Source organism: Phyllobacterium sp. GQ127 (assembly GCF_059758635.1).
The window spans coordinates 164268-188994 of sequence record NZ_JCAXDZ010000004.1; the positions used below are offsets into that span (position 1 = coordinate 164268).

Annotated in this window: 19 protein-coding genes; 12 read left to right on the top strand and 7 right to left on the bottom strand. The window is 50.5% G+C overall.

Annotated features, from left to right (window positions below):
- Positions 1–40 precede the first annotated feature (40 nt).
- From AC6CHM_RS16450 to AC6CHM_RS16490, 9 genes are all read left to right on the top strand, one after another.
- Positions 41–1927, top strand: a complete 1887-nt coding sequence (locus AC6CHM_RS16450; protein WP_115054961.1) for an ABC transporter ATP-binding protein — start codon at positions 41–43, stop codon at positions 1925–1927.
- Positions 1924–3849 (top strand): ABC transporter substrate-binding protein, encoded by a 1926-nt coding sequence (locus AC6CHM_RS16455; RefSeq protein ID WP_498173759.1) that lies wholly within the window; start codon positions 1924–1926, stop codon positions 3847–3849. Before AC6CHM_RS16450 ends, AC6CHM_RS16455 begins: the two co-directional genes overlap by 4 nt.
- Positions 3850–3851: 2 nt before the next feature.
- Positions 3852–4850, top strand: a complete 999-nt coding sequence (locus tag AC6CHM_RS16460; protein WP_115054959.1) for an ABC transporter permease — start codon at positions 3852–3854, stop codon at positions 4848–4850.
- Positions 4847–6022 carry an ABC transporter permease subunit gene (locus AC6CHM_RS16465; protein ID WP_115054958.1) on the top strand — a complete coding sequence of 392 codons (1176 nt, stop codon included), beginning with the start codon at positions 4847–4849 and terminating at the stop codon, positions 6020–6022. Before AC6CHM_RS16460 ends, AC6CHM_RS16465 begins: the two co-directional genes overlap by 4 nt.
- A 77-nt stretch (positions 6023–6099) precedes the next feature.
- Entirely contained in the window at positions 6100–7314 is a 1215-nt protein-coding gene (locus tag AC6CHM_RS16470) for a glycosyltransferase family protein (protein WP_115054957.1), read from the top strand.
- 11 nt (positions 7315–7325) lie between these two features.
- Positions 7326–8570 (top strand): glycosyltransferase family 4 protein, encoded by a 1245-nt coding sequence (locus tag AC6CHM_RS16475; protein WP_337353393.1) that lies wholly within the window; start codon positions 7326–7328, stop codon positions 8568–8570.
- Positions 8567–9697, top strand: a complete 1131-nt coding sequence (locus AC6CHM_RS16480; RefSeq protein WP_498173760.1) for a glycosyltransferase family protein — start codon at positions 8567–8569, stop codon at positions 9695–9697. The genes AC6CHM_RS16475 and AC6CHM_RS16480 overlap by 4 nt, the downstream gene beginning before the upstream one ends.
- Before the next feature lie 157 nt (positions 9698–9854).
- The gene (locus AC6CHM_RS16485) at positions 9855–12569 is read left to right on the top strand and encodes an ABC transporter transmembrane domain-containing protein (RefSeq protein WP_336441429.1); all 2715 of its coding nucleotides are present in this window, start codon (positions 9855–9857) and stop codon (positions 12567–12569) included.
- A 33-nt stretch (positions 12570–12602) separates the two neighbouring features.
- On the top strand, positions 12603–13070 hold the full coding sequence (locus AC6CHM_RS16490) for a cyclic nucleotide-binding domain-containing protein (RefSeq protein WP_115055113.1): 468 nt from the start codon (positions 12603–12605) through the stop codon (positions 13068–13070).
- Between the two features lie 9 nt (positions 13071–13079).
- On the opposite strand, the gene AC6CHM_RS16495 is transcribed toward AC6CHM_RS16490, so the two are convergent.
- The gene (locus AC6CHM_RS16495; RefSeq protein WP_498173761.1) at positions 13080–14816 is read right to left on the bottom strand and encodes a metallophosphoesterase family protein; all 1737 of its coding nucleotides are present in this window, start codon (positions 14814–14816) and stop codon (positions 13080–13082) included.
- 205 nt (positions 14817–15021) lie between these two features.
- Between AC6CHM_RS16495 and AC6CHM_RS16500 the strand changes: the two genes are divergently transcribed.
- Positions 15022–15852 (top strand): MBL fold metallo-hydrolase, encoded by an 831-nt coding sequence (locus tag AC6CHM_RS16500; protein WP_115054952.1) that lies wholly within the window; start codon positions 15022–15024, stop codon positions 15850–15852.
- 27 nt (positions 15853–15879) lie between these two features.
- Here the strand turns inward: AC6CHM_RS16500 and AC6CHM_RS16505 are convergent, their stop codons facing one another.
- Entirely contained in the window at positions 15880–16629 is a 750-nt protein-coding gene (locus AC6CHM_RS16505) for a polysaccharide deacetylase family protein (protein WP_498173762.1), read from the bottom strand.
- Positions 16626–17720, bottom strand: a complete 1095-nt coding sequence (locus tag AC6CHM_RS16510) for a glycosyltransferase family 4 protein (RefSeq protein WP_498173763.1) — start codon at positions 17718–17720, stop codon at positions 16626–16628. The genes AC6CHM_RS16505 and AC6CHM_RS16510 overlap by 4 nt, the downstream gene beginning before the upstream one ends.
- Positions 17721–17946: 226 nt before the next feature.
- Between AC6CHM_RS16510 and AC6CHM_RS16515 the strand changes: the two genes are divergently transcribed.
- Both AC6CHM_RS16515 and AC6CHM_RS16520 read left to right on the top strand, forming a co-directional pair.
- On the top strand, positions 17947–19653 hold the full coding sequence (locus tag AC6CHM_RS16515; protein WP_354346433.1) for an adenylate/guanylate cyclase domain-containing protein: 1707 nt from the start codon (positions 17947–17949) through the stop codon (positions 19651–19653).
- A complete protein-coding gene (locus AC6CHM_RS16520) occupies positions 19650–20516 on the top strand; it encodes an FkbM family methyltransferase (protein ID WP_498173764.1) in 867 nt (288 codons plus the stop codon). The genes AC6CHM_RS16515 and AC6CHM_RS16520 overlap by 4 nt, the downstream gene beginning before the upstream one ends.
- Here the strand turns inward: AC6CHM_RS16520 and AC6CHM_RS16525 are convergent.
- The 4 genes from AC6CHM_RS16525 to repA all read right to left on the bottom strand — a co-directional run bounded on the left by AC6CHM_RS16525 (position 20496) and on the right by repA (position 24726).
- On the bottom strand, positions 20496–20978 hold the full coding sequence (locus AC6CHM_RS16525) for a class I SAM-dependent methyltransferase (protein ID WP_115054948.1): 483 nt from the start codon (positions 20976–20978) through the stop codon (positions 20496–20498). The genes AC6CHM_RS16520 and AC6CHM_RS16525 overlap by 21 nt on opposite strands.
- 95 nt (positions 20979–21073) lie before the next feature.
- A complete protein-coding gene (repC, locus tag AC6CHM_RS16530) occupies positions 21074–22342 on the bottom strand; it encodes a plasmid replication protein RepC (protein WP_498173765.1) in 1269 nt (422 codons plus the stop codon).
- A 159-nt stretch (positions 22343–22501) separates the two neighbouring features.
- The gene (repB, locus tag AC6CHM_RS16535; RefSeq protein ID WP_337353386.1) at positions 22502–23506 is read right to left on the bottom strand and encodes a plasmid partitioning protein RepB; all 1005 of its coding nucleotides are present in this window, start codon (positions 23504–23506) and stop codon (positions 22502–22504) included.
- Positions 23503–24726: a plasmid partitioning protein RepA gene (gene repA / locus AC6CHM_RS16540; RefSeq protein WP_115054945.1), complete on the bottom strand. Its 1224-nt coding sequence runs from the start codon at positions 24724–24726 to the stop codon at positions 23503–23505. Before repA ends, repB begins: the two co-directional genes overlap by 4 nt.
- Between the last annotated feature and the right edge of the window lies 1 nt (position 24727).

The following is a 24727-nucleotide window of genomic DNA, read 5'->3' on the forward strand; positions in this document are numbered from 1 at the left end:
TTGACAGAAAACGACAGCCTTTAAGGATTAAGTCGCTCGCATGGTGTCGGGAACGGATTTATTACGCATTGAGAACCTTGGCATCTCTTTTGCGATGCTTGGTGGACGAATGAATGTGGTAAAGGGCGTCAATCTTCGCGTCCTGCCAGGTAAAGTGACGGCTCTCGTGGGCGAGTCTGGCTCCGGCAAATCCGTTATAAGTCAGTCGGTTATGGGTATTTTGCCCAATACGGCCAGCGTTACAGGTAAAATTCTTTTCACCGATCCTCTAAACGGCAGAGCAAGCGACATATTGCAAATGCGCCCTGACGGCGCTGAGCTGCGAGATCTGCGTGGCAAGCGAATGGCTAAGATCTTTCAGGAGCCAATGACATCCCTGTCGCCATTGCATACTGTCGGCAATCAAATCAGCGAAGTCCTGCAAATCCATACACAGGCGACCAAAGAAGAACGCAGGGCACAGACTGAGGAGATGCTGGGCCTGGTAGGATTTCACAATCCTGCACGCACTTATGACATGTACCCGTTCGAGTTATCCGGAGGCATGCGCCAGCGGGCAATGATAGCGATGGCTTTGATCTGCCGCCCTGCCCTTTTGATCGCAGATGAGCCGACGACCGCCCTCGATGTTACCATACAGGCTCAAATACTTGAATTGTTGAAGGACCTTCAGCAAAAGTTGAACATGGCGATGCTGTTGATCACGCATGATCTCGGTGTCGTGGCCAATATGGCTGATGAGGTTGTGGTCATCTATCATGGCGAGATCATGGAAGCGGGTCCCGTCGATGCTATCTTTCGCAATCCGCAGCATCCGTATTTAAAAGGGCTGATGGCTGCCGTACCGCACTTCGACATGAAGCCAGGAGAACGTTTGAAGGCTTTGCGTGAAGTTCCGGTCAATTCGGACACGCTTTGGGCAAAAAAACCGAAGCCCGAAAACACGCCGGAGATTTTGCTGAGCGTGAAAAACCTGACAAAGACCTATGCCATTCGCAAATCCGGCATGTTTGGCAAGCAGGACAAGACACGCATAAAGGCCGTCAATGATGTCAGTTTCGACATTCGCCGGGGCGAGTGCCTTGGTCTTGTTGGGGAAAGCGGGTGCGGCAAAACCACATTGAGCAAAATTTTAATGCGTGCCATTACGCCCGACAGCGGGAGCGTGACTTTCAATGAAGGCAAAGGAGAGGTTGACGTTCTAGCGGCGCAAGGCGAAGCTCTGATGGAGCTGCGAACCCATATTCAAATGGTTTTTCAGGATCCAGTTTCTTCCCTGTCTCCGCGCATGACGGTCCAGAACATTCTGAGTGAGCCGCTGGAAATACATGGGCGCGGGGACAGAGCCTATCGCATGGAAAAAGTACGAGCCTTGATACAGGCAATCGGGCTTGATCAACGCTTTCTCAATCGCTATCCGCACAGTTTTTCGGGTGGGCAGCGTCAGCGCATAGGAATTGCACGCTCATTGGCGCTTGGACCGCAATTGTTGATTTGCGATGAACCCGTCTCCGCCTTGGATGTCTCCGTGCAAGCGCAGATTTTGAACCTGCTTAAGGATCTACAAAAGAAATTGGGCCTAACCTACCTGTTTATTTCACATAACCTTGCTGTGGTCGACTATATGGCTGATCGGATAGCAGTCATGTGTGCTGGTCGAATTGTCGAGTTAGCACCTTCCGCAATCATACTGCGCAATCCGATACATCCCTATACCCGCTCCCTTCTCGCAGCTGTCCCTTTTCCCGATTTGGACCGCCCTCTTGATTTTAAAACCCTCAAGGCGAGTGGTGCCTCGGACAAACGAGCCTGGGGACCGCAGTTTTTTGACGAAACCGATTCTAACGATCTTGCCCAGGCTGATCTGGGTGGCGGACACCTTGTTTTGGCCAGACGCAATGTTGACGCCAGGGAGTTACGAGCGTGATAACGCGGCGCGAAGTGCTTGGTACAATCGGGCTTGGCGGATTGGGATGCCTGCTATCTTCGAATTTCGCGTCAGCGGCGGATCGCGATCTGGAGCCCGAATTCCTGTCTGATCAGTTGAGAGCGCGCAGCTTGCCGCCACTTGTCAAGCGATTGCCCACGCGCCCTCGCATTATTGGTCTCAAGGAAATGGGCCGCGTACCAGGCCGTTATGGCGGTACAATCCGCACTATAATCGGTAGCGCCAAAGACATTCGTTTCATGACGATCTACGGATATGCCCGGCTCGTCGGATATGATGAAAAGCTGACGCTGCAACCGGATATTCTCGAGGCATTTCAAGAAGAAAACGACACTGTTTTCACGTTTACCATTCGCGAAGGTCATCGTTGGTCCGACGGTTCGCCTTTGACGGTAGATGACTTCCGGTATTGGTGGGAAGACGTACTTCTCAACAAAGATCTAACCCCCGGCGGTGGATCACTTGATCTGCGTGTCAATGGCAAGTTGCCGCGATTTGAAGTCGTCGACAACCTGACCGTGCGCTATTCTTGGGATGCCCCGAACCCAAATTTTCTGCCGAGTCTGGCAGCACCACAACCGCTCGCTATTCATGGCCCCTCGGCCTATCTCAAGCAGTTTCATAAAAAGTATCAGGACCAGTTCAGGCTTTCTGCGTTGATGCAGGAAAACCGGGTGAAAAAATGGGCCGACCTGCATATCAAGATGGCGCGTGAATATCGTCCAGAAAATCCCAATTTGCCAACGCTGTACCCTTGGCGGAACACGACAGCCCCACCTTCCGAACAGTTTGTTTTCGAACGAAATCCTTATTTCCACCGCGTTGATGAGAATGGCAGACAATTACCTTATATCGACCGTGTCATTCTGAATGTCAGTTCCTCTTCCATTATCCCGGCAAAAACTGGTGCGGGAGAGAGCGACCTTCAGGCAGCAGGCATTGATTTTAATGATTATACTTTCCTGAAAGATGCCGAGAAGCGCTATCCTGTAAAGGTCAATCTGTGGAAGATGACCCGAGGGTCGCGCGTGGCAATTCTGCCCAATCTGAACTGCAAAGATGAAGTATGGCGCGGTTTGTTCCGTGATGTGCGCGTACGCCGGGCACTGTCACTGGCTATTGATAGACACGAAATCAATATGGCGGTTTTTTACGGCCTTGGAACGGCGAGCGCCGATACGGTGCTTCCAGAAAGCCCCCTGTACAAACCAGAATATGCCAATGCCTGGATTAACCATGACCCGGATCAGGCGAATGCTCTGCTCGACGAGGCGGGCCTGCAAAAACGCAATGGAGACAATATCCGTCTGCTGCCGGACGGTCGCCTTGCTGAAATTACCATTGAAACGCCGGGCGAAAGTACACTGGACACCGATGTACTGGAACTCGTGACCGATCATTGGCGAAAAATCGGCATTGCACTTTATACTCGCACATCGCAGCGCGATATTTTCCGCAGCCGTGCACAGGCCGGCAGAATTATGATGTCGATCTGGTACGGCATCGAGAATGGCGTTGCCACTGCAGATATGAATCCGCAGCAATTGGCACCAACCTCAGATGACCAGCTCCAATGGCCCTTGTGGGGCATGTATCACCTTTCGCTCGGCCAGAATGGTCAGGCCCCGGATTTGCCTGAAGCGCAAGAGTTGATACGCCTGCAAACAGGCTGGCGGGAGTCGAGAAGCATGGATGAGCGAACCGCCATTTGGCATCAAATGCTTTCAATTTTTACGAGCCAGGTTTTCTCGATCGGGCTTATAAATGGCACGTTGCAACCCGTGCTTCATTCGAACAAGTTGCAAAACCTGCCGGAACGGGGTCTCTATGGTTTTGATCCCACATGCTTTTTGGGTATTTATATGCCCGATACATTCTGGCTTGAGACGGAGCAAGTTTAGAGATGCTCCGTTATATACTCTGGCGCATTGCCGCCATGATCCCCACTCTGCTGATCATATCCGCGCTCGTTTTCGTAATCATTGAGCTGCCTCCAGGCAACTTCATCGATAGCCAAATTGCAGAAATGCAGGCTCAAGGTGAGACGGTGAACATACAGGATCTGGAAGAACTGCGCAGTCAATACGGCTTGGACAAACCTCCGGTGCTGCGCTATTTTTATTGGGTTGGGGGCATGTTGCAAGGCGATTTTGGTTACTCGTTCGAGTATCAATTGCCCGTTAGCGAAGTCATTGGCGATCGCATGTGGCTGACCATCCTTGTGTCCTTCGTCACTATTCTTTTCACCTGGCTGATTGCTTTTCCTATCGGCATGTATTCGGCGACACACCAATATAGCTGGAGCGACTACGGCTTGACGTTTCTAGGCCTGCTTGGCATTGCCATTCCCAATTTCATGCTCGCGCTGATCTTGATGTATTTCGCCAATGTATGGTTCGGCACGTCCATAGGGCATTTGATGGACCAGCAATACCTCAATGAACCAATGAGTTGGGAGAAAGCGCGGTCCATTCTTTCACACTTGTGGATACCGGTTATTATCGTTGGAACGGCTGGAACTGCAGGAATGATCCGCCGTCTGCGCGCCAACCTTTTGGACGAACTGCAAAAGCAATACGTCATGACGGCAAGGGCGAAAGGGCTTCATCCATTCAAAACACTGATTAAATACCCACTTCGCATGGCTCTCAACTTTTTCGTCTCCGATATCGGATCCATTCTGCCAGCAATCATCTCCGGTGCGGAAATTACGGCGATCGTTCTATCACTTGAAACGACAGGCCCCATGCTCATAAAAGCGCTTCAAAGCCAGGATATGTATCTTGCTGGCTCATTTCTTATGTTTCTCGCATTCCTGACCGTTATTGGTGTCCTTATCTCCGATATCGCTCTTGCTTTTCTTGACCCCCGTATCCGGCTTGCTGGCAGGAGCACTAAGTGACGGATCAAATACCTCTCCCCGGCGCGCCCCTGCAGCATTTTGTATCGTCGGCACCGTTCGATCCGATGTCGATCGAGGAGATGACCGAAGCCCAGGCGAAGGTTCATCTCGCCTCTCAACTCAAATTGATGTGGTGGAAATTCAAGCGCCACAGAATTGCCCTGGCATCGGGCATATTCCTGCTGTTGCTCTATGGAATGATCATCATTGCCGAGTTTCTGGCTCCATATAATCTGCACACACGCAATGTCGATTTTATTCATTCCCCTCCCCAACGCGTCCATCTTTTCCAGGATGGCAATTTCGTTGGACCCTTTGTCTATGGCCGTGAAATGAGCCTGGACATGCAGTCGCTGAAACGCGTCTATACGAACAAAATGGACGATGTGCAGCCGCTCCGTTTTTTCTGCAGGGGCGATGATTACCGGTTCTGGGGACTAATACAGTCCAATATCCATTTCGTGTGTCCTGCCAAGGGCGGCCAGATGTTTCTTCTTGGTACCGACCGTCTGGGACGAGATGTTCTATCGCGCATCATCTACGGTGCGCGGATATCTTTGACCATCGGGCTGATCGGCATCACCATAAGCTTTGTTCTCGGCATCATTATTGGCGGGCTTGCGGGCTATCATGGCGGTGTCTTTGATCTGCTGGTTCAGCGTGTTATCGAAGTTTTACAATCATTGCCTAGCTTGCCGCTGTGGATGGCTCTTGCAGCCATCATGCCGGTGACCTGGAGCCCCATACTGATCTATTTCGGCATAACCATAATTCTTGGCATGCTCGACTGGACGGGTCTTGCCCGATCGGTACGCTCCAAGCTGCTCGCTCTGCGCGAAGAAGATTATGTATTGGCGGCACAGCTTATGGGGGCCAAGAGCAGCCGCATCATCGGGCGGCATCTCGTTCCAGGCTTTATGTCGCACCTCATTGCAACTGCCACAATTTCCATTCCCGGAATGATCCTTGGCGAAACGGCCCTGAGCTTTCTCGGACTGGGCTTGAGACCACCTATAACCAGCTGGGGCATACTACTCACGGAGGCAAGAAGCGTCAGCGTTATAGCGTTCTACCCTTGGCTCCTTTTCCCGATGGTTCCAGTCATTCTTGTTATCCTGGCGTTCAATTTCTTGGGAGATGGGTTGCGCGACGCCGCTGATCCATACAGATAAGAGGCTGGTAGTTTGCAATTGATCGCCTATTTGAATGATATCGCGCGGGCCTGTCCGCAAAAAAGAAAGTTCCGACAATGATGCGTCGTTTCGAGGATGCACGGATCCTGATGTATAGTCACGATACGTTCGGCTTGGGTCATTTGCGGCGGTGCAGAACTATTGCACATTCGCTTGTTGAAGATTACCGGGGATTGAACATCCTGATCATATCGGGTGCGACCATTGCGGGTGCGTTTGATTATCGCGCGCGGGTGGACTTTGTTAAGGTGCCAAGCGTCATCAAATTGCGAAACGGAGAATATACATCTCTGGCTCGGCATATTGATCTGCACGAAACGCTGAAGATGCGGCAATCCATCATAAGACATACCGCAGAAACGTTTCAGCCTGACATTTTTATCGTCGACAAGGAGCCCATGGGCCTCAAGGGGGAAGTTGAAGAAACTCTAACCTATCTCAAGTCGCGAGGAACCACGCTCGTCCTTGGTTTGCGGGAAGTGATGGATGCTCCGCACCTTCTGGAAGCAGAATGGAAGCAAAATCAGGTTATCAACAAGATCGATCAGCTCTATGACACTGTATGGGTCTATGGTCCGCCGGATTTTTATGACCCATTGGTTGACCTTGAAGTACCGGAGACTATTCGGGACAAGATGAAGTTTGTTGGCTTTTTGCAACGCAGCGTATCGCATGAAGCTGCTTCCGTGCATGTTCCTGACGGCGATTATATTCTGGTCACCACGGGCGGTGGCGGCGATGGTGCAGACCTCGTTCACAATGTCATTCACGCCTACCAGCAAGATCCCTCATTACAACATAAAGCGTTCATCGTTCTGGGACCTTATATGCCTGCCAAACAACGGGCGAAGCTGGTAAAGAAAGGCAGTAAAATTCCATACATACAGGTTATCGAGTTTGACAACCGCATGGAGGAATTGATTGCAGGAGCGAAGGCAGTAGTCGCCATGGGCGGCTACAATACCTATTGCGAGATATTGTCATTCGATAAGCCCGCCTTGATCGTGCCGCGTATTGCTCCTCGTGAAGAGCAATTGATCCGGGCCAAACGAGCCGCTGAGCTTGGTTTGATTGAGATGCTGCTGCCTGAAGAAGCTGAGGATCCGTTAAGACTTGCAGAAGTGCTCAAGCGTCTTCCTGAACGGGCACCTCCCTCCCAAAGCGGCAAAGGTGAAGGCATGCGTCTCGAAGGGCTGGTGCACATCTCCGAAATAGTTGGAGAATGGCTGGAGGACCGAGAAAATCAACCACTTCCTGCGGTCGCCGAGTAAGAGCAAGCATTTTGACTATACGCCGTAAAACACTGGTTGTTCTGAAGGGCTATCCGCGTCTTTCAGAAACCTTCATCGCGCAGGAACTGCTTGGGCTTGAACGTGCAGGATTTGACCTCACCCTTATATCCATGCGCAAGCCTACTGATAAGAAACGCCATCCAATACATGATGAGATCAAGGCTCGGGTCGTCTATTTGCCGGAATATCTTCATAACGAGCCGCTGCGGGTATTACGCGGCTTGATTGGTAGTTGGAAGCGCCCCGGATTTCGACCGTTGCTTCGTCAATTCTGGACTGATCTCCTGCGTGATAAAACCCGCAATCGTTTTCGCCGGTTCGGACAAGCATTGGTACTGGCCCATGAATGGCCAGACGCCGGCGAATGGTTGCATGCACATTTTATCCATACGCCAGCATCAGTGACTGCCTATACAAGCATTTTGACCGGCGTTCCGTGGACCTGTTCCGCCCACGCTAAAGATATCTGGACTTCACCAGACTGGGAGCTAACCGAAAAACTGGCAAAGGCACGCTGGAGTGTTACCTGCACCCGTTCCGGTTTCGAGCATATGCGCCAACTTACTGATCGAAAAGATGAGGTACATTTAAGCTATCATGGGCTCGACTTGACCCGTTTTGGGCATTTCGACCAACGAAGATCCGACCGCGACGGCACCGATAAGTCTGATCCGGTGCGGATACTTAGCGTCGGTCGTGCGGTGCCGAAAAAGGGTTATGATATCCTTTTACAGGCGCTGGCTCAATTATCGCCTGATATCAATTGGCAGTTCACTCACATCGGTGGCGGTGATGAACTGTCGAAGCTCAAACCGCTCGCTGAATCACTTGGCATATCAGATCGCATCTTTTGGAAAGGTGCCCTCGCTCAAGAAGAGGTGCTGAGCCACTACCGGCAGTCAGATATTTTTGCGTTGGCATGTCGCGTAGCTGCAGACGGTGATCGCGATGGACTGCCCAATGTACTCGTCGAGGCGTCAAGTCAAAATCTCGTCTGCATCTCTACCAATATTTCGGGAATTCCAGAGCTGTTGACCGGCGGAGAAAACGGCTTTGTCGTGCCACCTGAGAATCCCCGTCTTTTGGCCGTCGCCATTGAGCGGGCCATCCGCGAGCCAGATTTGAGACATCGACTTGGTCTGGCTGCAGGGCGCCGCGTTCGAGAGCATTTCGACCATACTTCCAGTATCCGGCAACTTACCCGGCTCTTTGAAGATGAGTGGCAGAAATCATGAAATCACCACGCGTCTTCTTTTACGTCCAGCATCTGCTTGGAATAGGACATCTGGCAAGGGCGAGTCATATTTCGCGCGCGCTTGTCGATGACGGCTTTGATGTAAGCATGGTTACCGGTGGATCAAATGTGCGAGGATTTCCTGGACCCGGCGTAAAGCAGATCGCTTTGCCTCCCTTGCTCGCGGGAAATGCTGGTTTCAACGGACTTGTCGACGGGAATGGCAAGCCTGCCGACGACGATTATCTCAACAATCGTCGCAAGCTTCTGCTTGAAGCTTTCCACGAAGTGCAACCCGATATCGTGATAATTGAAGCCTTCCCTTTTGGCCGAAGACAAATGCGCTTTGAGCTTATGCCGCTGTTGGAAGCTATCAAGACCGCTTCTCCAAGGCCAATATTGTTGGCATCAGTACGCGATATACTTCAGGAGCGGACAAAGCCGGGACGCGATGAAGAAACCGTCTCGCTGATCAAGTCGCATTTTGATCACGTCCTGGTCCATGGCGATCCCAATTTTATAGCTCTGCCCGACACTTTTCCATTGGCAGAGCTGATTGCTGACAAGGTTCTTTATACAGGGCTTGTAACCGGACCGGCTCCCTCTCCTGCCGATGACAGTTTTGATATTGTCGTCTCGGCAGGCGGAGGTGCTGTCGGTGCGGAACTTCTTCGATCTGCATATCAGTGCGCCGTCCAATCCGGTTTTAAGGGCAGCTGGTGCCTTATCGCTGGCCCCAATCTTCCCGAGCCTGATTTTGCAGCTCTATCCGCTGAAGCACCTGACAACGTCACCGTTGTGAGATTTCGTCAGGACTTTCCTGGTCTGCTTCAAAACGCACGACTTTCAATTTCCCAAGCCGGTTACAATACGGTTTGCGATATACTTCGAGCCAAATGCCGTTCGATCCTCGTTCCGTTCACCGCAGGGGGGGAAACAGAGCAAAGTGTTCGCGCTACGCGCCTTGAATCTCTCGGCTTGGCAATTGCACTACCGGAAGGCGGCTTGAACAGCGATATTCTTACAAGCGCCATTGCATCTGCCGTCAACGAGGCGCATTGGCCAAAACACAACTTGGACTTGAATGGTGCTCAGCAGACCGCAGCATTATTGCGGCGCATGCTCTGAGACTGATTTGTCAGAATAAGCACCTACAGTGCCGTGTTATATGGCGTCATTGGCTTTGATGATGTAAGTTCAGGTGATTCAGCCCACAAGGTCATCTCCACCGCGCCGCCTGTTTCACGATCTAAATTACTGCTGACGTCACAGCTTACGGTTGTTCATGGAAAAAAGTTTAACTCGGTATATCTGGTCGAATACACGACTACAGCAGATATGGATTTTGATCGTTGTAGCCGTTTCAATGATCCCGTATTTCCTATCGTTCGATTTGCCAAAACAGATTGTCAACGGTCCCATACAAGGTACCGGCTTTGAATCGCCTGGAGCGACGCAGACCTTTATGCGTATCCGGTACGATATTCCTTATGTGGGCGAAGTTACATTCTTTAACGGTCTCGAACTGACCCGCTTCGAGACATTGATGGCGCTCAGCCTGGTTTTCCTCCTTCTTGTCATCGTGAATGGGCTCTTCAAGCTTTATATCAATACCTATAAAGGCCGCCTTGGTGAGCGAATGCTGCGGCGTATCCGCTTTGAACTGATCGATCGTGTACTCCGGTTTCCCCCGTCCCAATTCAAGCGGGTAAAATCGGCAGAAATTGCCACCATGATCAAGGATGAAGTTGAGCCGATGGGTGGCTTCACCGGCGACGCATTTGTGCAGCCTGCCTTGCTTGGGGGGCAGGCTTTAACCGCTCTTGTCTTCATCATCATGCAGAACTTCTGGCTTGGAATGATCGCGGCCGGGATTGTAGCCATACAGGGCGTCGTTATCCCGCGCATGCGCAAGCGATTGCTGGAGCTTGGACGGCAGCGACAGCTGACGGCTCGCGAGTTATCAGGTCGTGTGGGTGAAATTGTCGATGGCATTGGCACCATTCACGGCAATGATACCTCTAACTACGAACGCGCCGATATAGCGGCGCGTCTGGGACTTATATTCTCGATCCGGTACGATCTTTATCAATGGAAATTTTTGGTCAAGTTCATCAATAATTTTCTGGCGCAAGTCACACCGTTTTTGTTCTACTCCATCGGTGGTGTTTTGGCTTTGCAGGGCAGGCTGGATATTGGCCAGCTCGTTGCCGTGATCAATGCATACAAGGATTTACCTGGGCCATTGAAAGAGTTGATCGATTGGGATCAGGCGCGTCAGGATGTTCAGGTTAAGTACGCTCAGGTCGTCGAGCAGTTTAATGTGGACCGACTGGTTGATCCCAGGATTCAAGCTCTTGCGCCTACCCCGGCAGGTCGCCTTGAACATTCTTTGCATGCAGTCAATCTAACTGTTCTGGACGATAGCGGCGCACCCCTGCTCAACCATATCTCGGTTGAGATAAATCCTTCTGAAACTGTTGCCGTCGTTGGCAACAGCGCCAGTGGAGCTGAAGCCCTCGCGGAAGCGTTTGCCCGGTTGGTCTGGCCAGATCAGGGACGTATTACGATTGACGGAACCGATTTGCTTGAACTGCCCGAGTCAGTCACGGGCCGCAGGATCGCTTATGCCGCATCTGATACTTATTTCTTCCATGGAACACTTCGCGACAATCTTCTCTACGGGCTTAAACACGCCCCTTTGACGAAGGTCGAATATGAAGGAAAGCAGGCGATTAACTATAAATGGAACATCAATGAGGCACGCCGCGCCGGCAACCCAGAACTCGATCTCAACAGCGACTGGGTGGATTATACCTCTGCGGGAGTGACCGGTCCTCACGACCTTTTCAAAGTAGTGCGACCCGTTCTCGATGCGGTCATGATTTCGCAGGATATTCAGGATATGGCGCTGCGATCATTGGTCAATACCGCCACGCATAGCGATCTTACCGATAGAATCGTCGAACTGCGTGAAGCCCTTCGCAAACGGCTAAAGAAAGAGGGCCTCGAAGATCTGGTCGTTCCGTTCAAGCTGAAAGAGTACAACCCACAAGCGACTATCGGGGAAAATCTTCTGTTCGGCACGATGAAACGCCCCATGATGACCAACCGGAAACTTGCGGCCCATCCTTACTTCCGCTCGGTTCTGCGAGAGAACGACCTTTATATTGATCTGTATTTCATGGGTCTGGAAATCGCTTCGAACGCCGTCGAGCTGTTCCAGGATTTGCCGCCAGATCACCCGTTCTTCCAACAGCTGACATTCATGACGGCTGACGACATTCCTGCCTACCAGATTCTTCTGCAGAAATTGCAGGGCCGTGGATTCGAAGCGGCCTCCCCAGAAGAACGCTCAAACATTATCCGGTTGAGCTTTTCTTATATCGAGCCAAGGCACCGCTTTGGTTTGCTGAATGATGAACTAATGGCCAAGATTGTAGATGCGCGGGCCCGCTTCCATGAAAACTTACCCGCGGACCTCAAGGAAGTCATCGAACGCTATGACCCAAAGAAGTTCATCTCATCCGCAACACTCTTGGACAATGTCCTTTTCGGACGAGTTGGATTTGCGCAAGCGGATGGTACCGACAAACTGCGCGATATAATGCGTGACATCTTCAATAAGCTCGGTCTTTTCGAGAGCGTTCTTTCCATTGGCCTTGATTTCGACGTAGGGTCAGGCGGCAAGCGCCTGACAAATGTTCAGCGTCAGAAATTAAATGTGGCGCGTGCCCTGCTTAAACGCTCCGACTATTTGATTTTTAATCGCCCGCTTCCAGCACTCGACCAACGGATTCAGGATAAGATCACTCACAACATTATGGAGAATCTTCACGAAGAGGGCCATTCACCGTCGATCATTTGGGTGCTTTCCAATACGAGCCTGGCCAAGCTGTTCGACAGAGTCATAGTATTTGACAATGGGGCACTGGTGGAAGACGGAACGCATGCTACTCTTCTGGAGAAAAACGGTGTATTTAAACAATTGGCTTCATAAAATCCGATGACTGTCACAGGGGATGCTACGCATATGCTGCTCAAAGACGAAGTGGAAATGTTGCGGCGGGTGCCACTGTTTTCGGGCGTTGCTCCCGCAAAACTGAAACTTCTCGCATTTACATCGGAGCGCGTAAGCTACAAGTCTGGCCAAGTACTGTTCAATCAAGGTGATCCAGCTGATGCCGCCTATGTGATATTGTCAGGCGCAGCTGACATTCTCGCCGACAGCCCGAGCGGCGAGATAAAGGTCGCCGAGATCGAACATGATTCAATCGTTGGCGAGATTGCGATCCTTTGCGATGTCTCCCGCACCGCTACGGTGAGGGCAAACTCGCCGCTGGAGGCCCTGCGGATAAGCAAAGACCACTTTATCAAGCTCCTGAGCGATTATCCGGAAATGACGATCGAAATCATGCGCGTTCTTGCAGACCGTCTAAGCCATACAACAACCGAACTCAGTGAAGCTCGCAGCAAACAAAAGCAGCACGCTTCCAAGTAATTATTACCGCTATTGACGCATTACTTGGCCCGTTTGAAGCGAAACAGAGAAATTGCGGGACGGTAGCCCCGATATATATGCTGCCATCATTCGAAACATTGTGGCAAACATGCGTTTGGGTTCCCCATCCTTACTGGTGTCGGATTTGTAGGCTTCGATCAACAATCGATACATCGCCATTCTGTCTGCTGATATCCAGTCTAAAGCCATCTCGCTGCCCATTCGCAAGCGATACCAGTCGCCAATCATATCGAGAGCTGGCACGGAATCCATTTTTCCCAGGGTTTCCGGCACCAAATTTGAGCAGGAACGTTCAGCCTTCAATGTCGGAATGATTTCGTCCCAATCCATGATCTTCTTGGACCGAGCCAGCAGAAACAGATCACCAAGATTCAACTGCCTAGCCAATTGTGCAAGTTTTGGCGGCCATTCCCGCTTCAAATAGCGATGTATGACCAATTGATCCACGTGAGCCGATAGAAACTCGCCATAGTCACTGGCATCCAGCATAGAGCCGACATTCTTTTTTGTGACAGCGATTTCAGTTCGGTACTGACGGTTGATCCTGTTATCTATTGGCACATCGCACAATGATACTGTCTCGACATTCATCATTTCATCTTCAATCGTTAGAATCTTAAACGCTGGAGGAAATGCAACAAGGGAAGGTACACCTATATTCGTCAAAGTGCCTTTGATGTTCGAAACCCTGGCCGTGTCATTCACATGCAGATGGCCACTGAAATGTATGGACACTCCAGCTTCTATAACTGTGTCAGCGACCTTTCCGGACGGTGTTCGCCTGACAGAACTTGTCATACCAAACAATGTCTTTTCGTCTGCCGCAGTATTATCCATCATGTCGATCATTGGATAATGGGAGAAAGCCAGAAGTGTTTTCCCCTCAAGTCTGGCCCTTGCTGAAACATCTTTCATCCAATCCACGATGAAAGGTTTATGAACAAGCATAGCATTCCAGCCCGCATTTGTGCTGTCTATGAATGCAGCAGAACCTGCATTTGAAAGATCGCCATTGTTAGGTTCAAACACATTGGCATCTATCATAAGCAGCCAAAGATTTTTTACCGGTTCAACCAGATAGGATGCATCCATCAGTTGATATTCATTTTTCCCATCAGCGGAACAGGCATTATAAAGGCGGCTCTCCCAGTCGGTATCTCTTCCAAAAGGCGTTTCCCAATGGATGGCATCTGTTTTTGAAAAAAAGCCTAGATCGGGAAGCTCTTGCAAGCCTGCAGGGTATCCCAAACAGTACATTTTATCACTGAACACCATCGCCTCGGCATCTTCATCGATAAATTCACTGTCGCTGGCGACGGTCGTATAGGTGCCATTCGCGTTGAGAAATCGCTTGGCATGATGACGGCCGTTTTGGCCAAAAATGTCGTGATTTCCTGCCGTTCCGACGAAAACGAGGCCATGATCTTTGCTGTAACTGTCGAGCAATTTTTTAAGTGCTGAAATTGTACTGATTTGACCATCGTCGGAATAGTCGCCGAGTAAAACGACGAGGTTGATACCTCGGGCCACGATTTTATCAAGCGCACTCCTTAGTGCCTGATAACTCTCATTGAAAACGCGGGTAGAGCGCATCGTATCAGTTAGCCTGCGGGCTATCATCCGACGGCCCTCGACCTCTATCCCCTCAAAATCATAATCGCCATAGAGATCGTGGAAATGAGCATCTGCAATAACGGCGATACGAGCAAATTTGGATGAAGTCATGAGCGAGCCGTTCAAGTGATAAACTATTCTATTTGTATTGGTTAATTGTCATAAACCTTAAAAAGCAAGTTGCTATCGCCTACATATCAACAGAAGCGAATTTTTAATGCGTAGTCTGTCAATAAAAAGGAATACAAGCCTCGCATAACGATCACAGTTTGACTACGATATCCCCCAAAATGGGGAACTAGGTGTAAAGAGCAGAATGAACGACCAAGTATTTCGGGTGAAATTCTGGGGAACGCGAGGCAGTGTTTCGGTTTCGGGGCCGGAGTTCGTAAGGTATGGTGGAAATACTGCCTGCATTGAAGTTCAGTGCGGAAACCGCCGATTAATTTTTGATACCGGCTCGGGTGTGCGGCAGGCTGGCGAAGCTTTGTCACGGGAAGGCGTCGAACAGCTCGATATCATTTATACCCATAGTCACTACGACCATATTATCGGCCTGCCCTATTTCACGCCTCTTTATAATCCCATGATGAGCGTCCGTCTCTGGTCCGGCCATCTGGCAGGGCAAATGACGACAGGACAAATGATCAAGCAGTTCATGCGTCCGCCTTGGTTTCCGATAGAATCCGATATTTGCCAAGCCTGTATCAACTTCCAGGATTTTCGTACCGGGGACACTCTCACTCCGTTTGAAAAGGTTGTCATACGCACAGATAAACTCAACCATCCGGGTGGCTGTGTCGGTTACAGGATCGAATGGGCGGGGCGTGTCCTCGCGCTGATATTCGATACTGAGCATGTTGATGGCGAATTGGATCCCGCCGTTCTCGGGCTCATCCAGGATGCTGACCTCGTTGTTTATGACTGTACGTATACCGAAGACGAGATGCCGCGGCGCTTTGGTTACGGCCACTCAACATGGCAACACGGCGTCAAGCTGGCGGAAGCTGCAAAAATCGGCAAACTGGCCTTGTTCCATCACGCGCCTTCCCGGACGGATGACGAGATTGACGAATTTGAACGACTTGCAAAGGTGCGTTTCGAACAAACATTTGCGGCACGTGATTTTCAGGTCATTGATCTTTAGGGCCTATGCATCTGAAGCAGGAAGGCTTTAAATCAGTTCCGCCGCCGAGACCCAGCGGCATCCTCCTGTCTCAGTCGTAATTTCGAACAGCCGCTTCAAGAAAATCCAGGCGGATTCGTCGTGGACGAGGTGATGACCCAAAATACCAATGATACTGTCATCACCTTCAAAACGTCCACGCATTTCCATGACTATTTCGGCGACCAGCTCATTATGATCCCGACAGCCGCGAGTGCCATGCCAATCAATCAAATCAATGTGGGTGTTCACGGCCGGAATATGCCCTTGGCCAGCGCTTCCCTTCCCAAAAACTGAAAGCGCCGCAAATCCCACACTGTTTAAGTGCGGTAGCAATGAAGAATCAATACGATTCCATGGCGGCACAAGTATCGGCAAAGCTTGTTTGGTGAACAACTTAGCGATGCGACTCCTTCCCTCATCAAGTTCGTGGAGCACTACTTTCAAAAGTCGATGATCACCCAACTCCTGTTTCTTTTCACCTTTCCCAGCATGGTTTTCGTGCGACCAGCCGTGTGTCGCAACGGCGGCAAAACGCTCGGGCTTTAACATATCCGCGAGCGGTGCACCAGCCAAAGACGGTATCACCGCCAATAGTACGGGGACCTCATATTCATTGCTCAGCATCAGCAAACGGTTCAGAGCATCGCTAGGCTCCACGGCATCATCATCGCGTAACCAAAATTGCACGCTCCGACTAGCATTTATCCACCGGGATAGCTCGTCTCGCAACGGTTGCCAAACGGCATCTTCAATCATCGGTCTTGTTCCGTATAAGATCTCAACAGGAGATTTAACTGCGCTGATGCCAGCTCAAGCGAACGCTCTTTGAAAACAAATTGTCTTGCTGCATTTCCCATAACCAGGCGCCGCTCCTTGTTAAGAGATAAATGCTCAATTGCTCTGCTAAAGGCAGCCACATCATTTTCTGGCGTAAGAATTCCTGTTACTCCGTTTTTTACAACTTCTGGAACACCTGCCACTGCTTGAGCTATAACCGGCAGGCCAGCTGCCTGTGCTTCAAGATAAGCAATTCCATAGGCTTCGCCAAAACCCGGCCAGACATATATGTCCGATTCATAGAGGATCTTCGTGACTTCCCGGGATTGTTGTTGCCCGAGCCATTCTATGCGATCTTCTCTTATACCGGCGAAACAAGCCTTCACCATGGCGCTGGCAGGGCCGTCGCCAATAATTCTCAATTTCCAGGGCATATCACCCAGAAGCGCCAGAGACGCTGCCAGCATCCGGTAACTTTTCAGTTTGTCACCCGACCTCATCATGGCAACGGTAACAAGTTGATTGGTAGTAATCGCAGTTGGCTCATCGGAAAAAGCCGCAATGTCGATAAATGGCGGCAATCTTTTCAAGCGCTTTTTAGATACGATCTGCTCAAGTCCGACCTCATCTCTTCGCGTGAAACAGATGTTTACTGCGGCCTGCCGAACGCCATTGACAACATATGATTGCTGTTCTGCCCACTCCTCATCATCGCGGCGTTTGGAATATGAGGCCTCGGCGGTAATATAAGGCAGTTCAAACATAGTCGCCAAACTCGGCCCCACCAGATCCGGTGCTTTATAATAGGGATGGTACGTAAACCATAGATCGGGCTTGTTTCCCAATTGCCATAAATCTGCGAGCCGACCGCGCTCCTGTTCTGCACTGCCGCGGATCGTGGATAGAAGAGTCTGATCAGGCGTTTTGGTAAAGCTTCTTAGTTCCGAGGCGATCTCTACGCGGTGGCCCGCCCTTTGCATTGCCTGGATTAAAAGCCGTGCCATGGCACGGTCCCCCGAAGGAACAGGATGATTAGGAGATTTCAACGGAGCATAAAAAGCAATGTGCATGTGCGAAGCAATATAACCTTCTCAACAAACCTGCCGCACCATGCGGGAAGATAAACTGCTTCACAAGGGCTCGGCCCCGAGGCTGACGTTTGCAGTCGCTGCAAAATATCGTCAACGATTAAGGCTTTGTCTTGCCATTTTTAACGGGCAGAGCGAGTGCATCGCCCTACTCGCCAAACCACATCGGGTCAACTAAGCTAACCAGACAGAAATTGCTACGGATTTCATGACAGCTTTTGCCACCAATACAATCAGTTCCGAACGATCATTGCGCAGAATACGCTTGATCTCGGGGCTGATTATGCTCGCTTTTGTCATGCTTCATCTGGCCAACCATTCGCTTAATCTGATCTCTCTTAAAGCTGCGGAAGAGGGACGTCACTGGTTTCTCGCAATTTGGAGAAATCCGGTAGGCACAATCCTGTTTTACGGAGCTGCAGTCACTCACGTAGCGCTTGTCATGAGATCAATTTATCTGCGTCGCACATTGGTCATGCCATTGCGAGAAGCCAGCCAAATCATACTCGGGCTATTAATTCCTGCTCTGTTGATTGAACATGTCGTCAGTACACGCATCCGATATGAGATCGTCGGTCTGCACGACACATATGAATTTGTCATCAGGAGTCTATGGGTTGAATCCTCCGGCAACGCTTTAAGACAATCCTTGGCGCTTCTGGTTGTATGGGCGCATGGATGCATTGGCGTACACTTTTGGTTGCGGTATCGCGACTGGTATTCCCGAGCAGCTCCATTCTTTTTGACGCTAGCAATTCTGCTGCCGGTTCTTGGCCTTTTGGGTTTTGCCTATACGGGGAGAATTCTTGCCAGCGAACCTGTCCAGTCGAGCTACGGAAGCGGTTATTCTCCAATTGGCTCTCACGGCGGCGGTATTGTCAGCCCAGCAGCAGCGCAGCAGCTGATGGTAATAAAGTTCATGCTCTATGGGCTTTTTGCTGCGAGTCTGTTGAGCGTGTTAACCCTGCGCCTTATCCGCAGTTGGCGCGAACGTTTCGATCAAATCGAGATACGCTACCCTGAGGGCCAAACAGTTCGCGTTCCCCGCGGCTTTAGTGTTCTTGAAGCAAGCCGGATCGGCGGTATCCCTCACTATGCAGTGTGTGGTGGAAAGGGGCGCTGCTCCACATGCCGAGTCCAAATAATCGAAGGTGGCGATACGCTGTTGAAACCGGACGCGACTGAACAGGCAACCTTGAACCGCATCAATGCCGACCCTGATGTTCGGCTCGCTTGTCAGCTGCGTCCCTTGAATAACATCAGCATTGTTCCATTGTTGGTGCCAACTCTGGAGAGCAACTTGCCTGCCAATAGCCAGCAAGTTAATCCTGGCCGCGAGCAAGAAATCGTCATTCTTTTTTGTGATATTCGTAACTTCACCACTCTTACCGAAGCGCAGCTACCCTACGATGTAGTTTTCCTGCTTAACCGCTATTTTGCTATCATAGGCCAAGCAGTGGAACAGGCTGGCGGCCGTTTAGACAAGTTTATCGGCGACGGCGCCATGGCTTTGTTTGGACTGCAAGGGCGACCGGAAGATGCATGTCGGCAAGCGCTCAAGGCCTGCGCAATTATCATTCGTGAGATAGACCGGCTGAGCGATGAACTTTCGACAGGTCTAGCTATCCCTCTGCGCGTCGCAATCGGCGTTCACTCGGGACCTGCAATTGTGGGCGCCATGGGCTACAGCAATGTGAAGAGCTTAACCGCAATAGGTGATACTGTGAATGTTGCAAGCCGACTTGAAACAATTGCCAAAGAGCTCAATGTAACGCTTGTTGTGTCAGAACCGACAATCGAGAAAGCCGGCTCCGATACCAGTCAGCTCGAAAGCCGTGAAATAACGGTGAGAGGGCGAGCCGAACCACTCAGAATCTACGTTGTTACTCAACAGATGAGCGCCTCTTTCCTATGAAAAACCGGTGGGTCCGACGCTTTAATAAGTGGAAATTCGATCTTGTCGCCCGCTTCTTCGATACCAGGTATGGCCGCGAGCTCTTGATCAATACAATTGGTCCACGGGTCGTTAATTTGACTGTTAATTGTGGCGATCATCTCATGACAGTGTCTCCACACGACTACATTGGGAAGAAAGTTTTTCGCAAAGGCAATTTTGAGCGTGATCACGTTGACCGGTTACTTTCAACTCTCCGGGAAAAGAAGCTTTTGAGCGGTGAAAGTACTTTGCTTGAGATTGGCGGGAACATCGGAACCCAAACGATCTATTTTGCACTGAGCCAGGTATTTTCAGGGATCATCAGCATAGAAGCCGATCCTCGCAACTTCGAACTGTTGCAACACAATATTTCTCAGAACCATCTGCAGGCTAAAATACTTCCAATACAATGCGCTGCTGGCGACGTTGAAGGCGAGATTGATTTTTTCCAACATCAGAACAATCACGGGAAAAGCAGTACTTCCAGGAAAAGCAAGCACGATCATAAAATCACCGTGCCTGTAAAACCCGTAGACACAATTCTCTCCGAAGCAAATATATTGCCGCAAGAAATCGGCCTTATATGGATGGATATTGAAGGATACGAACCGGTTGCTTGTAACTCCATGCAGACGCTATTAAAGAGAAAAATACCGCTCTATATGGAGTTTTCACCGATATTTTACGGCCGGGAACAATCCATCGCTTTCACGCAGTATCTGGGCCGCTTTTACGAGGATTGCCTCATTTTTCGCGAAGATCACGTCGAGGCAATCAAAGTTTCTGCTCTCCCGCTTACCGAACCTCAGTTTGACATTCTGCTACTCAACGCGCCGATATAGGAAATAACGACCTGGCTTTACGCTTGCAGGAAGCGGCAATTGTTCGAGTGCTGGATGACGCAGCTCAAGCCCGCTAGCCACAATTCCCTGCGGCGCTAAAAGCGCGACCGCCAATTGCGGCAGCCATGTCAGTGTCACAGCATCCTTCTCGTCATATCCGGTACCAATATCAGCATGAACAAGTGCCGCATCCACGCCGACGAATGTTTGTGCCGTGTCACGTATCTCGCCAATAATCAGGTTATCTGGCTGAGGCGTAGAACTCTTGTGTGATCCGACAGCACGATCAAAAGCAATAATTCTTCGGTCCGGAAATCTTTCACGGAGATGGTCATAGGTTCGACCATTTCCGAGACCCAACTCGATCACAGGCCCGTCCAAATACTTCACACCATCACAAATATGATTGAGGATATCGCGCTGTGCTGTCATCCGGCGGATAAAACTGTCGAGTCTGCTCATATTCTGTTCCGTCATTCCATTGAAGAGTGGCTTATCATGCCAATTGCAAATCCGTCGATCACCAAGCGATCATAAAAAATTGCTCGTACCCATCTTTATCCAGCCTCCGCCTCATGTTTGATTGTACTCGCCCGGAGTAAGCCCATCAGCAATGGACCTGACGAGAAGGAGCCGGCCCGGGCCTTATCTGTCAGCGCGCGCAGATATCCGCCCGGACTTAAAATACTTTCACCCTTTTGAAGGATCGCCGAAACAACAATTGCCGCTTCATTGGGACCGAATATCTCCATGGCCTGGTTCCAGGCATCAGGGCTAATCCCGAGGGTTACCCGAACAAGATTTGCGGTTTGTATGAGATCAGACCAACTATTTATCCCGCCGAGTGCGTAATCGATTATGTCAGGGCAAGCTTTTAGGACCAGTCCCAGCGGAAAGGCTTTTGGCGGCTTTAAACCACTGCGCACCGGTTGATGTGAACTGAGCAGTTCTTTGGTATCAGCTTCATCATTCCAATCCGGATGATCACCACGATCTGCTCCTTGGTCTTTTCTAAAGCCAGGTTCAAAGTCAAATTTAGAGTCTGAGTTTTGATTCTGTATGTGCCGTTCATTTTGAACGTCACTGGCGGTTGATTTAGCTGAATTATTATTGAATTCCAATAACTTCTCAACATCTGCGCGCAAATCGGCCAGACTCACTGCCAATGCCTCGAGACCTACCCTGTCCAAACCTCTTAGGAGCGGGCGCGCAAGGGGCATAAATCTCTCACTGAGGGCATCCCAAGGGCCTTCAAAAGCCTGTTCCTCAGCAAAGATAATCATCTTGGCAATGTCTCTACGATGAAGACTTACCTGCTCTCGCAACATGCGTCTTGCCAGATCCTCAGCGCGAATAGTTGCAGCAAGTTGCTCGTACTCGATTGCCTTTACCACCAAAGGCAGCAGGTCAAAGCCGAATGCGGTCTTCAATTCACCTTCCTGATCGCGGCGAACATAGCGCTTTCCATTCGGGCTATCGCGCCGAATGATCATTCCGGCCTCCACCAAGGAGGCAAGATGCCTGCGCAATGTAACTGGTGCCATCCCGTGGCAACGCAAGGATAGTTCCCTATTTGACGGAAAAACGATGAGATTCGCTGTGCTATCCAACTCATTCGGTTTGTGAAAACTGAGCAATGCGTGAAGCACCGCCAACGCTCGATCTGAAATGCCCAGCAGTGGTCGAGCTTCTGTAATCATGCGGAAAAGTTTCCATTTGTCCGCGACTACATTGACGTCACAATTCTTGACCTCCGTTTGCGCATCCAGCATGGCATACGACATTGGTCGGCGCCCAAAGGGCGTCGTTGTCATTTCCCTGTTCATTGCTTTCACCCTCAATCAGGCAAAAGAAATCTGCTCGCCGAAACGGCGTTAAACGCTTGACAGTGATTCTCGGAAATGCGATTCTCAAGTTGCTTAGACTTTGAGAGGGCTTCCGTGACGTCAGTTTCGGGGGCCTTTTCTTTTGCGATTTCTCTCCAGTTAGAGTTCTCTAATACGCGGTTCACTTTTTTCGCCGCGAAGAAAAGCGGCATAGATCTCAGGCAGATGTGTTATTAAATAATTCCCGAATTCAGGGGCCAGGGTTTCATCGATAGTCAGCTTCGTTTTGCCGTTGGCTTGTTCAATCTGCGCATAGGACAGGCCTTCTTTGGACTTCAATGGATGGATTGAAGGACCGGATTTTCGCGGCAACAGGCTTTTGAGAACCAAAGCGAAGCGGGCATCGCTATCAAGGCGAAGCAACCGCTCCACATCAACTCTGTCTCTCCAGGGAGTATTGTCTTTCTGCAGCAGCTGGGAGAGTTGTTCCCAACGAGGCCGCCCTACTTTCGGAGCAGGGCCGATTATTTGAATGAGATCTTCCGGCAGAGAATTTGCTACAGCGATCATTGTTGACAAATTGCCTTTGTGAACTGCAAGGGCAGCCATAAGGGCGTTGCGGTCAATGCCATGCGCTTCCAGTTTTGCTGCAAACAGTGCACGCTCAATGAAGGAAAGGTCTTTTCTCTCCAGATTTTCCTTGCCTTGCGCGACAATCAATTCTTCATCGGAAAGATTGCGAACAATTGCTTTAACAGGCCTGCCTATGGCACGAAGCGCGGCAAGGCGCCTGTGCCCATAGGCTACCTGGTAACGACGTTCATCGAGTGGATTTGGGCGTACCAGAATTGGAACTTGCTGGCCGTGTTCTTCAATGCTGGCTTTAAACTCATTGAAGTCACCCGCATCGACATCATCAAGTCGATCACGAACAAACGAACCGTCGATCAGACTCGCCTCGATTTGGACGATATGCTCACCAGAAGCAATTTGATCACGCAATGCCTGCGCCTCATCAGCATCCTCCGACAGGCTTTGCAACGACAATCCCATGGCCTTCAGTGAGCCAGACTTTTGGGTAGGCTTGGCATGACGATGTTCGGTATGTGACGCATCATTGATGGGCGTCATCATAGCTTTAAGAGCGTCTCTACGTTTATTCACAGAGCCCTCCCCCATGCATCGCGCACCAGTTCTTCTATCTCAAGATTCACTGCATCGAGCGCTTCAATTGCCCTGTCATAGGTTGCACGCGTGAAGTACTCCCGGCCAACCTCGTACAATGTCTGTTTCGTCAGGCCGGCATCCGAGATCGCAGTAGATTTCAAGAGTGCGTTCGTTAGAACCCGCTCGCCAAAAAGGCTTTTCAACAAACCAACAATCTGGCCTTGCGGACCATCGCTCGGTTCATATCGTGTAACCACATAGCGGAAAAAATCGTAGTCGGCATCACCGCCAGCCTGCTCAACAACCTCAAGCAAACCTGCTGTCATGTGCAGAAACTGCGACATCGAAGCGACATCGAGCATTTGCGGATGAATTGTTACAAGCACACTTCGCGCCGCGCACAGAGCAGATAGCGTAAGGAAGCCAAGCGAAGGCGGGCAATCCAAAACAACAACATCGTAGCGATCGTCTACCGTTGCCAAAGCATTGGCTATGCGGGAAAAGAAAAGTCTTTCCGTTCCCCGGCGCCGCTCCGCAAGAATACGTGGCGTATCGTGCTCGAACTCCTGTAGCTCTAAATTGCCAGGAATGATGTCGAGCCCAGCGAAATAAGTTTTGCGGATAATGTCCGCAATCGGCCGCTGCTGATCATCATAGCGAATAGCACCATAGATCGTATCGTTGTCTTCCAAATCGAATTCAGGCTGAATGCCGAATAAAGCAGACAACGAGGCCTGTGGATCAAGGTCGATAGCCAGCGTTCGATAGCCTCGCATTGCAAAATATTGCGCAACATGAGCCGCGGTCGTCGTCTTGCCCGAGCCACCTTTAAAGTTCGTCACGGCAATGACCTGCATATGTTCGTTGCCTTGGCGAGACGGCAGATAACTCTTTTTTGACTTAGCCAAGTAGCGCCGTATCTCATGAACCTGTTCAAGAGAATATAAACGGCGACCGCCAGAGGTTTTTTCAGCCTCAGGTCCTTCGCCAGCCAATGACAGATGCCGGATATAGGCGTCGGTAATACCGATCAGGCGAGCAGCTTCACCTGACGTAAACTTTCTTAATTCTTTTTCTGCAGTTGGCGGGAAAGCACGCGACCGCAACTCCCGTAGCTGCGCGCTAAGAAGATCTGCGTCCGCCTCGACCAATCGCGTAAGCGAGCGAACTTTCTTGCCGGTACGGTGGCTCTGGTCTTTTTCAGTTGGAGACAACATA

Coding starts and splice junctions, on each gene's coding strand:
- AC6CHM_RS16450 (WP_115054961.1), top strand. CDS start 41: ATGGTGTCGGGAACGGATTTATTACGCATTGAGAACCTTGGCATCTCT.
- AC6CHM_RS16460 (WP_115054959.1), top strand. CDS start 3,852: ATGCTCCGTTATATACTCTGGCGCATTGCCGCCATGATCCCCACTCTG.
- AC6CHM_RS16470 (WP_115054957.1), top strand. CDS start 6,100: ATGATGCGTCGTTTCGAGGATGCACGGATCCTGATGTATAGTCACGAT.
- AC6CHM_RS16480 (WP_498173760.1), top strand. CDS start 8,567: ATGAAATCACCACGCGTCTTCTTTTACGTCCAGCATCTGCTTGGAATA.
- AC6CHM_RS16485 (WP_336441429.1), top strand. CDS start 9,855: ATGGAAAAAAGTTTAACTCGGTATATCTGGTCGAATACACGACTACAG.
- AC6CHM_RS16490 (WP_115055113.1), top strand. CDS start 12,603: ATGCTGCTCAAAGACGAAGTGGAAATGTTGCGGCGGGTGCCACTGTTT.
- AC6CHM_RS16495 (WP_498173761.1), bottom strand. CDS start 14,816: ATGACTTCATCCAAATTTGCTCGTATCGCCGTTATTGCAGATGCTCAT.
- AC6CHM_RS16500 (WP_115054952.1), top strand. CDS start 15,022: ATGAACGACCAAGTATTTCGGGTGAAATTCTGGGGAACGCGAGGCAGT.
- AC6CHM_RS16505 (WP_498173762.1), bottom strand. CDS start 16,629: ATGATTGAAGATGCCGTTTGGCAACCGTTGCGAGACGAGCTATCCCGG.
- AC6CHM_RS16510 (WP_498173763.1), bottom strand. CDS start 17,720: ATGCACATTGCTTTTTATGCTCCGTTGAAATCTCCTAATCATCCTGTT.
- AC6CHM_RS16515 (WP_354346433.1), top strand. CDS start 17,947: ATGACAGCTTTTGCCACCAATACAATCAGTTCCGAACGATCATTGCGC.
- AC6CHM_RS16520 (WP_498173764.1), top strand. CDS start 19,650: ATGAAAAACCGGTGGGTCCGACGCTTTAATAAGTGGAAATTCGATCTT.
- AC6CHM_RS16525 (WP_115054948.1), bottom strand. CDS start 20,978: ATGAGCAGACTCGACAGTTTTATCCGCCGGATGACAGCACAGCGCGAT.
- repC (WP_498173765.1), bottom strand. CDS start 22,342: ATGAACAGGGAAATGACAACGACGCCCTTTGGGCGCCGACCAATGTCG.
- repA (WP_115054945.1), bottom strand. CDS start 24,726: ATGTTGTCTCCAACTGAAAAAGACCAGAGCCACCGTACCGGCAAGAAA.